Annotated in this window: 10 protein-coding genes; all 10 read right to left on the bottom strand. The window is 35.4% G+C overall.

Features of this window, described 5'->3' with window-relative positions:
* Positions 1-20: 20 nt before the first annotated feature.
* Positions 21-2855, bottom strand: coding sequence for a SusC/RagA family TonB-linked outer membrane protein (locus J2786_RS13330; RefSeq protein ID WP_310025530.1), 2835 nt, complete (start codon positions 2853-2855; stop codon positions 21-23).
* A gap of 398 nt (positions 2856-3253) precedes the next feature.
* Entirely contained in the window at positions 3254-4582 is a 1329-nt protein-coding gene (locus J2786_RS13325; RefSeq protein ID WP_047434182.1) for a hydroxymethylglutaryl-CoA synthase family protein, read from the bottom strand.
* Positions 4583-4751: 169 nt separating this feature from the next.
* A complete protein-coding gene (locus J2786_RS13320; protein ID WP_047434185.1) occupies positions 4752-7262 on the bottom strand; it encodes a M1 family metallopeptidase in 2511 nt (836 codons plus the stop codon).
* Positions 7263-7285: 23 nt separating this feature from the next.
* Entirely contained in the window at positions 7286-7504 is a 219-nt protein-coding gene (locus J2786_RS13315) for a hypothetical protein (protein ID WP_047434188.1), read from the bottom strand.
* Positions 7505-7734: 230 nt separating this feature from the next.
* The gene (locus J2786_RS13310; RefSeq protein ID WP_047434191.1) at positions 7735-8529 is read right to left on the bottom strand and encodes a thymidylate synthase; all 795 of its coding nucleotides are present in this window, start codon (positions 8527-8529) and stop codon (positions 7735-7737) included.
* Positions 8530-8664: 135 nt separating this feature from the next.
* A complete protein-coding gene (locus tag J2786_RS13305) occupies positions 8665-9105 on the bottom strand; it encodes a hypothetical protein (protein ID WP_047434193.1) in 441 nt (146 codons plus the stop codon).
* Between the two features lie 134 nt (positions 9106-9239).
* Positions 9240-10589: an alpha-amylase family glycosyl hydrolase gene (locus tag J2786_RS13300; protein ID WP_047434194.1), complete on the bottom strand. Its 1350-nt coding sequence runs from the start codon at positions 10587-10589 to the stop codon at positions 9240-9242.
* A gap of 292 nt (positions 10590-10881) precedes the next feature.
* On the bottom strand, positions 10882-11481 hold the full coding sequence (locus J2786_RS13295; protein ID WP_047434196.1) for an IS1096 element passenger TnpR family protein: 600 nt from the start codon (positions 11479-11481) through the stop codon (positions 10882-10884).
* 134 nt (positions 11482-11615) lie between these two features.
* Complete coding sequence (locus J2786_RS13290; protein WP_047434197.1) at positions 11616-12647, bottom strand: sensor histidine kinase; 1032 nt, start codon at positions 12645-12647, stop codon at positions 11616-11618.
* A gap of 48 nt (positions 12648-12695) precedes the next feature.
* A complete protein-coding gene (locus J2786_RS13285; protein WP_002977493.1) occupies positions 12696-13370 on the bottom strand; it encodes a response regulator in 675 nt (224 codons plus the stop codon).
* Positions 13371-13593 lie beyond the last annotated feature (223 nt).

Here is a 13593-nt window from a genome sequence, read left to right as displayed (position 1 = left end):
ATTTATCTTAATTTATTAAACTAGAATTTAACATCAAAACCAAATGTAACAACTCGAGGTGAAGGATACCTCTGTTGATCTGATCCGTTTGGACTTTCCACATCATACCCTCGCCATTTTGTAAAGGTCAATAGGTTTTCGCCTTGTAATGTAAATGACATATCATTGATAAAGGTGTCCTTCAGAAATCTTTTAGGAATTCTGTATCCTAACTGAACATTTCTCAGTCTGAGATAAGAAGCATCTACAAGAAATCTATCAGAATTCCCCTGCAATCCAAAATTGGCTGCTTTTAGAGAGGGCACGTCTGTATTTGTATTAGAGGGTGTCCAGGCATTTAAAAGATCCCGATCTACATTAAACGAAGCTAAATTATTAGGATTATATAAATCAGACATATCATAATCAAAGCGCTTAAGTTTAGCAACAAATGTGAAAGTAGATGAAACAAAGAAGTTTTTGTAGTTAAAATCGAATCCAAATCCTCCCTGATATTTTGGTAATCTATTCACTCCCATAAGTTTCCTGTCAGAATCCTTTGGACTTTCTGTAGTGTTTCCATCAGCATCTTCAAACAACAAATTACCATTAGCCGTATTCACCCCTAAATATTTATATAAAAAATATTCTCTAAGAAGGCCTCCATTCGCAGTTACTACCTGCCCGTCAGATATCCTGCCATTACCGGATTGGATACCGTTTATCTTTTGATTATTTATTGATCCGTTTACTCTAAATGTTAATGAAATATCATTACCTTTATTTCTTATTACGTCATACGCCAGATTTATTTCAATACCTTTATTTTGTAAAACAACATCTGTATTTCTCACAATACTTAATGTACCTAACACTGGCGCTGTTGGATCAGGCATGTATAAATCATGAGTATCTTTCACGTAATAGTCAAATGCCCCTCTTAATCTCCTTTTAAAGAATTCGAAGTCAGATCCTATATTATACTGTTTAGTTGTTTCCCATCTCAACTCTTTATCCCCGAAAGCTATAGTATACCCTTGGTTTCCGTTATATGTGTTATTGGTTACAGAATAAATATTAGTATATGCTGGAGGATTTAATCCTGCATAAATACTTCCATCAACAATTCTCTGATTACCTTGTGTACCATAAGAGGCCCGGATTTTAAATGCATTTACAAATTTTACGTTTTGCATAAACTCTTCTTCATCCACATTCCATCTTCCTCCAACAGACCAAAAAGTGCCCCATTGTTTATCTCCAAAAAATCTATTGGTTCCATCTCTCCTAAGACCTCCAGTAATTCCATACTTTTTATTAAAATCATAATCTAAAGATCCAAAATATGAGATCATGGCCCATTTTAACTTTGAAGCACTTGTTGCTGACACATAAAAATCATTATTTGATGTATCTGCAATATATCCCGTTCCTGTTCCCGGAACAAACGTCTTTGGATCCAGACCTTTCTGCCTGTTATTATTAGTATTGAGCTGCGAATAGTTATATTCCGCATTTCCTTGAAGAGTGAAGGTATGCTTACCAAGTACTTTGAAATATTCCAGTTGCCATAGGTTATTTAATATAAACTCGCGTCTTTGGTTCATATCTTCAAAACCTGAAAACTCCTGTGCTCCTTTAAATAAAAATGCATTAAAAGAAAGCGGATATTCTGCCTGATTAAACCAGGTATTAAGATATTGTCCGGACGTTCTTGCTTTCGCCGTTAAATCATTTGTAATTTTATATGATAAATTAGCAGCCATGTCTAGCCTCATTTCCTCCGTAAGATTATTATAATTCACTAATTTATCCATTAGCATTAAAGGAGTATATAACAATGTTCCATCTTTACTATATAAATCAAACAATTGTTGTCCGTTTTGGTATAAACCAGGAGATAAATATGGAGCAGAACGGTATGCTCCTAAAATAAAATTCCTGTTCACTGCTCCTGCATCAAGAATAGCTTCATTATTCTTTGAAAAGCCTAACCCTGTTACCAACGAGTACTTAAAACGATCATTCCCACTTTTACCATTAATATTATTTCTTACCGTAAATCTCTTTAATCCGGTTGTTCTTAAAATCCCCTCATTTTCGAGATAACCAATAGATGTATAGGAATTGATATTCTGTCCCCCAGATTCTAATGATAAATTGTGGCTCTGAGTAATAGCAGGTCTAAAAAAAACTTTCTTCCAATCAGTGTTTATATCATAGCCTGCAATCTGCTCATCCGTCATTTTAGCCCCAGCGCCAACTCCATATATTTTTTGAAGGCTTAAGAATTCTTTAGAGTCAGCCAAGTTATACTTCGGATCTTGTAAAAATGAAATACCAAACTGGTTGTTATACCTGACACGCATATTTTGGTTAAATTTTCCTTTTTTAGTAGTGATCAGTATAACTCCATTTGATCCCCGAGACCCATATTCTGCAATAGCGGCTGCATCTTTCAATACCGAAAATGTATCAATGTCATTGGGATTAATTGACCTAAAATTATCACTATTGGAAGGAAATCCATCTATCACATATAGAGGGTCTGAGTTACCACTATACGTACCTACGCCTCTAATAACAACCGTAGGTTTCGCACCAGGTTGTCCTGTGCTTGCTGTAACATTTACTCCGGCCAACTGTCCCTGTATAATATTCATCACATTGGCGTTTGGCCTGTTTTCTATAGTTTTGCTATCAATGGTAGCCACCGAAGTTGCAGCGTTCTTTTTGGTCACAGTCCTGTACCCCAGAACGACCACTTCATCAATATTACTTACTTTTGCAGTATCCTCTTTCAACTTTTGTCCCACCACTACCTGTCCTATAAAGAACAATGCTCCAGCACTTATAACTCGTAATTTCACATTCATATTAACAGTTTTTAATATATGGAGCAAATATGTTAATAATCTTTAAGAGATTCAATTCACAAAACACTGGGAAACAACATCTTAAAAAACATTTAATTCGCAATAAAAGTTAATAAATGATCGTCCTGATAGAGAATTATTCTTATTAATTAAAAAAATAAATCATAATAGAAATTTGAGTATATTTTAACAAGCGAAAAAAAAACCACAAGGTTTCACTCTATTAAAAAAAACAGTACAAAAAATTAACAGAATGAAAAATTTGACTTGAAAAAATTCAAAATTGCACAATGTAAATTCACCTAAAAACATCAAAATAATAAATCATTCTCATAAAAAATATTCTAAAAAGAAAAACACCTCAATATGAGGTGTTTTTAAATATTAAAAAAAGATTTTTATTTCTGATAATTATAATATCGTGCCCCAATTAAAACCGGATTTTCCTCTTCAATAGAAACAAGCCCGAAACCTTTATAATTTATATTTACAGATTCTTTCAATTGTTTTCTGTGAAGTCTTTCATAGGTTTCAAAGTTTACAGCGGTTCTTTGGTTCAAACTTTCAAACAAATTCCATTTCTCTACAACCTTTTTCCAGTTCGGGGAAACTTTTCCGGCAAACACTTTTGATTTTGAACCACTCCCATAGCCCACAAAACCGATTTCTTTTCCAGAAAGGTCTTCGTTCTCGTTGAAAGATGTTTGTAATGCTGAAAGGAACGCCATAAAAATAGAAGCAGTGTACATATTTCCAATCTCAGAAGAAGCTCTCTGGGTCTTTTCTATCTTATCATTAATTAATTTCAGATAGTTTTCTGACTTAGCAACTGCTTTTTGTTCATCTGCTGTTTCATAGGAAAGACCATTCTCCAGGCTGTAAATTTCTGTAAAAACTCTTTTCCCATGGAACGCATAAGGAAGGTGGAAAATAATGTACTGCCAGTTTTCATAGGGTTTTTCCTGCCCGGTTATTTCTTTATAATGATGATAAGCTTCTTTTATTCTATCCTGATAGCACTGATTAGAATATTGTCCGTCAAAAACGGGTTCATCGGTAAAAATTTCAATCTTGTCAGGATATGCTTCCGGAGCACCCTTCAAGTCATCTTTATGATACGATCTTCTCGGTTTGAAAAAATCAAAGACACTCTCTGAAGCTACTCCCCAATTATTTTCTATTGCAAGAAGATCCGGTTTTGAGGAAATCAAAAGAGCGACAGCGCCACCTCCTTGTGTATATTCTCCTGATGAAGCCAATTCATATTTTGCATAGTCACTGGCAATGACTACAACTTTTTTATCAGGGTTTACTCTTACAAAATCCAGAGCGTTATGTAAAGCATCTACTCCTCCTACACAGGCAAATGTCATATCAAGTACGTCACAGTTTCTGAAACATCTTGTTCCAAAATCTTCTTCCAATACTTTTTCTACCATCTGTACGGCATAGGAAGCTGTAGGTTTGGCAGCATCCACTGCACTTTCTGTTCCAAGATATACTCTTGCTATTTCTTTAGGATTGATTTGATAGTCTTTTATAAGCTTCAGTAATGCTTCTGCTGCAAAAGTGGCAGCATCTTCGTGAACGTCAGAAAGTCCCATTTTATGAAGACCTAAGCCTTTCTCCAATTTCGCCGGTTCTATTCCTCTTTTTTCCGCTAAATCCTTAATCTCCAAATATAAACCAGGCACATAATAACCCGCTGCTTCAATTCCAAAACTCATAATTGTCTAAATTTTAAACGAATTTATGAAAGATAATGCAAAAAACATTGGTAAAAAATGCTAATTTTTGCAACATCATTAAAAACCAATGTATTTAAAAATATAATTCTGCAATTTAGGTATACTTCATGATAAAAGTAAAGCCGGCAAATCTGCCGGCTTTATTTATTTACTTATAATTTTCAATTGCTTTATTGATGACATCAATCTGCTTATTGATGCTCGCAGCGTTTTGTGGATTCTGTTTCAGCAGTTCCATTTTTTTGCTCAAACCATCTTTCAGCATCTGCACCATCATCATTTTAGCCTGTGGATTGCCTGTCATCTGATTTTTGGCATATCCTGCTACTTTTGTAATGCTTTCTGTAGCTTTCAGGTTATCAGAAGTCATGATCCAGTTGAAACCATCTTCTGCTGCTTTTCCCAATTCAGGATTCTGGAATTTAATGAAGGGATAAAAAGTGGCAAGAGGCGCAATATTTTCTATCTGAGATACAATTTTATTCTTGACAATAATCGGAAGTAATTGTGCTCTGAGTTCGTCTGATGCTCCTTTCATATCAATTTTATCAGCCAGATTACTGGCTTTTGACGGGTCAATAGAAAGAAGTGCACTCAGAGAACTTCCTTTTACTGCATTGGAAACAGCATTCACTCCTTTTTCAAATAAAGGAAGGTATTTTTTATCTTTTGTTTTTCCTAAAGCCGTAATAGCTGCAGCCTGGGATAATGTTTTCGGATCGTTGGAAGCCAGTTTTTCAACTTCAGCACCCAGCGCTTTCATTTGTTCAGGATTAGTAAGATCCAGCAAATTCAATGCTTTTATTCTTACTCTGAAGAAAGGATCTTTCAATGCAGCAGCCAACAGTTTTACAGAGGCCGGACTTTTTGCAGTCTGATCTTTAAGTCCGTTTAAAGCCAGATATCTGCTTTTGAACTCTTTAGAATTGGTAAACTGCATCAGGTTTTGTTCCGGAGTTTTAGTATCTGTAATATCAGCCAGTAAAACTCCGTCTGCATTGATATTGATAAGATCAGGAGCTTTAGAAACATCAAAACTAAATGTATTTTTTGATTCTGCATTTACCCAGACATTATATCTTTTAGGTTTTCCATTATCATATACATCAATTGCCAGAGGAAATTCAAATGGCTTTTCCTGAGTTTGATTAATTGTAACAGCAACCTGCTTTTTCACGGGCTCAAATGTAGAGGTGTAATTAATCTTCGGATTTCCGTTTCCGAAATACCATTGATTAAAGAACCAGTTCAGGTCTTTACCAGATACTTTTTCAAAAGAAAGCCTTAATTGATGTGCTTCTGCGTTCTGATATTCGTTGGTTTTCAGGTAATCATTCATTCCTGCAAAGAAGGCATCATCTCCAAGATAGTTTCTCAGCATGTTTAAAATACTTCCTCCTTTCTGATAGGTTACCAGATCAAAAACATCTTCGCGGGATTCATAATTGAACCTTACCAGATTTTTATTAAAATCGGATGGATTGTGAAGATAATTATTCACATCGGTCATCAGGTGATAATCCGCCTGATCTTTTCCGTATTTGTATTCATTCCAAAGGTATTCGGAATAGTTGGCAAAAGATTCATTAACTGTTAGATTACTCCAGCTTTCTGCAGTTACCAGATCTCCAAACCAATGATGGAACAGTTCGTGAGCAATGGTATCTTCCCATGTATTTTCATCAATAAGCTGTCCCGGTTTCTGTAGGATGTCACTTCCATGAAGTGTTGCAGTGGTATTTTCCATCGCACCGCTTACATAATCTCTGCCTGAAATCTGAGCATATTTTGCCCATGGATAATCATAGTTCAGTTTTTTGGAAAAAAATTCGATCATTTCCGGAGTATTTCCGTAGATCTGCTTAGCGTAAGGCTCGTATTCCTTTTCGATATAATAATCAACCGGAATATTTTTCCATTTGTCTTTTACAATAGCATATTCTCCTACGCCCATAAAGAAAAGATAAGTAGAATGCCTCTTATCCATCACCCAGTGATCTGTTCTAAGCCCGTTGGATTCTTTTTTAGATTCTTTCAGAAGACCATTGGAAAGGGTTACGTATTTATCAGGAACCGTCATATAGATTTCCTGTGTAGTCTTTTGATTAGGTTTATCAATTGTTGGAAACCATGCGGAAGACGATTCTGTTTCTCCCTGTGTCCAGATTTGTGTAGGCTTATCAGGTTCTGTTCCCTGAGGATTGATGAAATACAGCCCTTTTGCATCATTAATTGCCATACTTCCCTGCTGTTTTACCTCATTCGGGCGGGAAGTGTATTTGATATAAACTGTATACTCCTGATTTTTCTGGTATGTTTTATCAAGGTTGATTTTCAGAATATCATCTTTATAATCATATTTCAAAGGAGATTTCTTCCCGTTATTATCAAGAGCTACTTCATGAATCAACATTGCTTTTGCATCAAGAGTAAGCTCATTCGTTGCATAGAAATAAGGTGAGGCGGTAAGCCATTCTTCCCCATTCATCTGTTCTTTCTGATAATCAAAATTTACTTTTAGCTTGGTGTGCTTAAGTTCCGTTACTTTGGTGGGAGTAGCTCTGTATACTTTTTCTCTTCCTGAAGTTTCGGTTTGTGCTGATACATTGGCGGAAAATAAAATCCCGAGTATAGCAATTGATAAAATGGCCTTTCTCATCGGTCTGCTTTATTATTTTAGAATTATTTTTTGATGATGATTTCGAAAATATCATTGACTAGGGTTTCATAGTCCCCTTTTTTAAGCTGTTCTTTTGTTTTAGCAAAGGCTTTTTTGAGTTCGCTTTCCGGATTTTCGTCATCCACAATTTCTGCTGATGCCACTCCTTTCAACTGAAGTACTGCATTTTTCAATGCTTCAATATCTGCATTTTCTTCTATGTTAATTTTTAAATACTTCATAATTTATTTTTAAGCATTTTACATTGATGATTTACTACCAGTCAGTAAGCCGCTTTACAAAAGGAGTTCAAACGACCGGAGTTGTTCTTTCAAATGTAAGAAACAATTACCAAAAGAAAGTGTGCTAAAGTATTTATATTCTGATTTCCCAACTAATGGGTACAGGTAATGCTGTCTACTCATATTAAAAATGATAGACGTAAATAAAAAAATAAAGTAATATAAGAATATTAAATCGCTACAGGAGCTTTGATTCCTGGATGTGGATCATAATTTTCTAAGGTAAAGTCTTCGAAATCGAAATCAAAGATATCTTTAACGTCAGGATTCAGTTTCATTGTCGGAAGTGCTCTTGGTTCTCTCCCAAGCTGTCTGTTTACCTGCTCAAAGTGATTATTATAGATATGAACATCTCCGAAGCTGTGCACATAATCTCCTACTTCAAGATCACAAACCTGTGCTACCATCATCAACAGTAATGCATAACTTGCAATATTGAAAGGTACGCCAAGGAAAACATCAGCACTTCTCTGATACAGTTGTAAGGATAATTTACCGTCTGCTACGTAAAACTGGAACAAAGCATGACAAGGAGCCAAAGCCATGTTAGGAATTTCTGCAACATTCCATGCAGATACAATCAGTCTTCTGGAATCCGGGTTCTTCTTGATCTGGTCGATTACTTCTGTAATCTGATCTACCACTTTTCCATCTGCACCGCTCCAGCTTCTCCATTGTGCTCCGTAAACAGGTCCCAGATCTCCGTTTTCATTTGCCCATTCATCCCAGATGCTTACTCCGTTATCATTAAGATACTTAATATTAGTATCTCCTTTCAGAAACCAAAGTAATTCGTAGATAATGGATTTCAAATGCACTTTTTTTGTGGTTACCAAAGGAAATCCTTTTGACAGATCATATCTCAGCTGATATCCGAAGACACTCCTTGTTCCGGTGCCTGTTCTGTCGGTTTTATCAGTTCCGTTGTCTAAAATATGCTGTAAAAGATCCAGGTAGTTTTGCATTTTGAATGAGATTTTAAGTTCCAAATTTAGTAAAAACCATTAAAAAAAGCACTCACTTTTATGAATGCTTTTTATAGCGGTGATGTTTATTTTCTATTAAATAACTGGATATCTGTACTCTAACAGATATTAATTTTACCATATATTTTCAATAGTCTGATGAATGGTATTGACAATGAATGTTTCTCCTGTTTTTTTACCATACATGACTTTCACCAGGGGTGACTCTGCAGAAACAGTCATGATTTTCTGGTTCCCAACAGTAATCTCTCCCATGGAAGCAGCTACATAAAATAATCCTTTATTGGTTTTTACCAGTGCTCCGTTCTGAACTTTTTCCGAAGGATCTGACGTTATTTTCTGCAAAACTGCCTGCTGATTCAATACTTCATTAAGTTGTCTCTGCAGATTATTGATTTCCTGTTGAAGCATTTCTCTTCCGGTTTCGTATTTGTCCCCCATTGAGCTTTTGGTGTCATTGTTGGACGCTCGTGTTTCTGCAATAAGGTTTTCAAAATACTGGATTTTATCGGCAGCTTTTGCTTTGATGATATTGATTATTTCCTGTTTGTTCATTTCAATGGACGGTTTTTTATGGTGAGCGGTAAAAACCACCCCGTCAAAATCATAGATTTTGACACCCCTCCAACGGAGGGGAATTAGGTACTGCTTAGTGACTATGCATTAAGATAAAGCCAAAGATTTAAATATTACTTTTCAAATACGGCATAATCAGAAACTTTGAAAGTAAAGTCTTTTCCATTGCTGAAATCCCTTTTGGTTTTATCAAAAACGTTTCTGAATGTTCCGGACAGATGTTCGTCTTCAATGGAGAAATTAACCGGTTCTTTTGACATATTCAGGACTACCAGCACTTCGTCTTTTCCATTTTTCCTTACATACGCCAGAATCTTGTCATTTGCGGTCGTATTAAGAAGATACGTTGTCACGTTGGAATCTCCTCCTCTCAATGCAGGATTGGAAGTTTTTAAATCTAATAATGTTTTATAGAAATCAGCCACCTGATAGGTATTGGTCCATTGGATGGCATCTTTTTCGAAAAATTCCAACCTTTTCATATTGGGAAGTTCCTGTCCTGAGTACAATAACGGAACACCATTCCATGTTGCAGAGAATACTGCCATTGGTTTTGTAATCACTCCATATTTCTCATATTCGGTTCCGTTCCATGAGTTTTCATCGTGGTTTGTGGTAAACCATGCTCTCATTGAGGTATCTCCGATATTAGAATATTGTCTCAACAGATCTTTTAATTCCTGAAGAGGCTCATTCTTTTTATAATAATCCGCAGATTTATGCATCCATTTCCAGGAATAACTGGCATCGAAAACTTTTCCATATTCCGGGCTTTCCAGTTCATCGAACTCTCCCAGCCAGAAAAGAGGTTTTATTTTTTCCACTTCAGGGCGTGCCTGTTCCCAGAAATCAACCTCTACCCATGAAGCAAGATCACATCTGAAACCATCAATATTGGTTTCCTGTACCCAGTATTTCATGGCATCTATCATGGCCAGACGCATTTCCTGATTTTTATAATCCAGCTCAATAATATCATCCATTCCTGATGCAATATGAAACTTTCCATCGGGGTCTTTAAGATAAAATTCAGGGTGTGTTTTTGTCCAAACATGATCCCAGCCAGTATGATTGGCTACCCAGTCAATGATTACTTTAAATCCTAATCTGTGTGCTTCATTCACCATATCCTTAAAATCCTGCAGCGTTCCGAATTCAGGATTGATGGAAGTATAATCTGAAGCGGCATAAGGACTGCCCATACTTCCTTTTTTATTCTGCTGGGCAATGGGGGTGACAGGCATAAACCAAAGGGTTTTTATTCCCATAGATTTCAGGCGGGGCATTTCTTTTACAAATGCTTTAAAAGTTCCTTCCTGAGTATATTGTCTTATGTTTACTTCGTAGATATTTGTATTATGTTTCCAATCTTTTGGCAGTTCTGTCATCTTCCGGATATTTTTTTGAGTGGTACAGGAAACAATTCCCAGACCAATTACAGCTAACAAAATTAATTTTTTCATTAAACTATTTTTAACAAAAGTAAGGATTGTTTTTGGAGAAAAAGGATAAGTAGTATTTAGACTTATAAAAAATACTGGATCTATTAAAACCATTAAGAAGGATTTAAGAATAAAGTCTAGTTAAGATAAATCATTCTGATTTTTAAGCATAAAGCGAAGCTTATATTAACAACTTAATCCCAATCTTAATGTTTCAAAAATAAAAGTTTAAAGAAATTCTGTAAAAAAAGCATAAGTAAAACTCCATAAAAAAGCCCTGGATCAAAATCCAGGGCTGATATATTTTTATTGACTATCTTTCATCGTCATTGTCATCTTCCTCATCAAAGACATCGTCATTGTAATCTTCTTCTTCCTCATCATCAAAGCTGTCATCATCTTCATCTGAAAAGTTTCCACCCGCTACGAAATCGTCATCAAAACCGAATTCATCATCTACCAACGGCATTGCTGATTTCTTTTTGCCACCTGCAGCACCTCCGTTTTTGCTAGGAGCCTTTAATGGAACGTTTCCAAATCTGTATACGGTAATAGGATAATTAACTCCTTTTGTTTCTTCAATAACTTCTACAAGCTCGCAGAAGAACTCCCAAAGATCAAGAAGCCCATACTGGAACTGAGCTTTGTCCCCTACGTTTTCAAAAGCTTCATCAATATAAACATCTGACATGATCTCACCATCACCATCATCACTCATATCTTCCAATGGGACACTTTTTACGATTGTTCCGTCATCTTCTAACAGATTAAAAGTAGAAAGCTCGTCTCCCTGAAGACTGAATGCACTTTTAATTCCTAAATGTAAGTTCCATAACGTTTGTTTTCCCTTAACTTCAATATCACGGAAAATATCCTCTTTCGCATCTAATATTACGCGGATTTTGTAAACCATATCAGTTTCTTAAATTACTTTTTTGCCTTTATAATTATGATAAATCTCTGTTGCAAATATATAATAAATGACATGTGACAAAAAAATATTTCAGGATTTTTTAAAATATTTTTTTTTCTTACATTTTGCAGGAATTATTTACTTTTTTCGAGCATAAAACTGAACTTTGTGCCTTCGAGGTAGACACTTTCTACGGTAATGTTTTCGTTGTGAGCTTCAAGGATGTGTTTTACAATAGCCAGTCCAAGTCCGGAACCGCCTTCTCTTCTGCTTCTGCTGGTTTCCACACGATAAAATCTTTCGAATATTCTTGGCAGAATTTCAGATTTGATTCCCATTCCATTGTCTATCACCTCTATCAGTACTTTATTTTTCAGAATACTGGTTTTTACAATCACTTTTGCTTCCTGTCTGTTGGCATAATGAATGGCATTGGAGATCAGATTAATAAAAACCTGAGAAATCTTTTGTTTATCAGCTTCCACAAAGATCTGCGGATGAAGGGTCTGAATCTGTAATGTTGTATTTCGTTTTTCGGCTTCAAGATCAAGAAGGTCGAAGATTTCCTTGATCAGAAGATTAACATCGAATTTTGAAACGGTAAGATTAATTTCACCTGCCTCCAGCCTGTTAATCATATCAAGATCTGTTACGATGGCAATCAGTCTTTCAACTGACTTATCGATTCTCTCCAAGTATTTATCTCGGATGGTAAGGTTATCTACTCCACCGTCTCTTAAGGTTTCTACATATCCCTGGATAGAAAACAGAGGTGTTTTCAGTTCGTGGGAAACATTTCCGATGTATTCTTTACGGTAACTTTCCATCTCTTTCATCATATCAATTTCTGATACCTGCTGTTGATTGAGATCTGAAAACCTTTCGCCAAGTTCTTTGATGGTGATATTTTCGTCATGGTTCTGTACGATTTCCTGCGGAAGAAATCCGGAAAGGCCTTTAACCTGTTTTCTGCTGTAGTAATTGAAAAGGAGTTCCAGCACTACACAGTTGATCAGGAAGATCAGGATAATACAGATGAAAAGACCCGTTTTGAACAAAGGGGTCTCATAATAGATATCTTTCAGTGAGTCAAATACGACGCCTAAAAGGAGCATTACCAGTGTCAGCAGACAGGAGGCAACAAGTGTAAGTCTGTAAAATTTCAATTTTACAACGTTTTAATGATTGAACGTAAAGTTAAGATTTTTAAATAATTAAACGATCAGTTTATACCCAATCCCTTTTAATGTCTGAATCGTATTGATTCCCAGTTTTTCTCTTAGTCTTCTGATGTGAACATCAATGGTTCTTTCTCCTACAATCACATCATTTCCCCAAACTTTTTCCAGAATCTCTTCTCTTTTGAAAACCTTTTCAGTATTGGAAGCCAAAAGGTAAAGCAAATCAAATTCTTTTTTAGGAAGAAGAAATTGCTGTCCGCTTTTGGAAACCCTGAAGTTATCTTTATCAATAACAAGGTCTCCGATTTCAATAAGTTTAGCATTGTCAGACACCTGAGAGGTTAGCTGTAATAATGCATTTACTTTAGAAATAAGGATTTTCGGTTTGATCAGTTTTACGATGTAATCATTGGCACCTGCCTGAAAACCTGCTAATTGAGAAAACTCTTCGCTTCTTGCAGAAAGGAACACAATAAGTGTTTTTTGCAGTTCTTTCACTTTACGAAGTTCCTGACAGGTTTCTATACCATCTTTTTCAGGCATCATGACATCTAATAAGATAAGATCCGGAACAATTTCCTTCGCTTTTTCTATACCTTCGTTACCATTGGTAGCAGTATAGATATCATACCCTTCCTTTTCCAAATTGTAAGACAGAATCTCTAAAATGTCCAGTTCATCGTCTATTAAAAGAATTTTTTTGCTCATCTTCTAGTTTAAGAATTCCCACAAAATTAATTATTTCAATTGATTTCCTCTATCTGCCAAATGTTAACTAATTATTAAAAAACAATATTTCGACTATAAATTATAAAATCAATAAAAAAATCAATAATTAAATATACACAAATCAAATATAGCGAATAATACTTAACATTAACACAAAAATTATAATTATATAAATTAAACATCAATAACTATAAAATTCATC

The organism is Chryseobacterium vietnamense (assembly GCF_031454475.1).
GTDB lineage: Bacteria > Bacteroidota > Bacteroidia > Flavobacteriales > Weeksellaceae > Chryseobacterium > Chryseobacterium vietnamense.
Note: the sequence above shows the minus strand (reverse complement) of the source record. Positions and strands in the feature narration are given on the sequence as shown.

Excerpts from the sequence above, each read along its gene's own strand:
- J2786_RS13295 (WP_047434196.1), bottom strand. The coding sequence starts at position 11,481 with ATGGTTTACAAAATCCGCGTAATATTAGATGCGAAAGAGGATATTTTC.
- J2786_RS13300 (WP_047434194.1), bottom strand. The coding sequence starts at position 10,589 with ATGAAAAAATTAATTTTGTTAGCTGTAATTGGTCTGGGAATTGTTTCC.
- J2786_RS13310 (WP_047434191.1), bottom strand. The coding sequence starts at position 8,529 with ATGCAAAACTACCTGGATCTTTTACAGCATATTTTAGACAACGGAACT.
- J2786_RS13305 (WP_047434193.1), bottom strand. The coding sequence starts at position 9,105 with ATGAACAAACAGGAAATAATCAATATCATCAAAGCAAAAGCTGCCGAT.
- J2786_RS13315 (WP_047434188.1), bottom strand. The coding sequence starts at position 7,504 with ATGAAGTATTTAAAAATTAACATAGAAGAAAATGCAGATATTGAAGCA.
- J2786_RS13320 (WP_047434185.1), bottom strand. The coding sequence starts at position 7,262 with ATGAGAAAGGCCATTTTATCAATTGCTATACTCGGGATTTTATTTTCC.
- J2786_RS13325 (WP_047434182.1), bottom strand. The coding sequence starts at position 4,582 with ATGAGTTTTGGAATTGAAGCAGCGGGTTATTATGTGCCTGGTTTATAT.
- J2786_RS13285 (WP_002977493.1), bottom strand. The coding sequence starts at position 13,370 with ATGAGCAAAAAAATTCTTTTAATAGACGATGAACTGGACATTTTAGAG.
- J2786_RS13330 (WP_310025530.1), bottom strand. The coding sequence starts at position 2,855 with ATGAATGTGAAATTACGAGTTATAAGTGCTGGAGCATTGTTCTTTATA.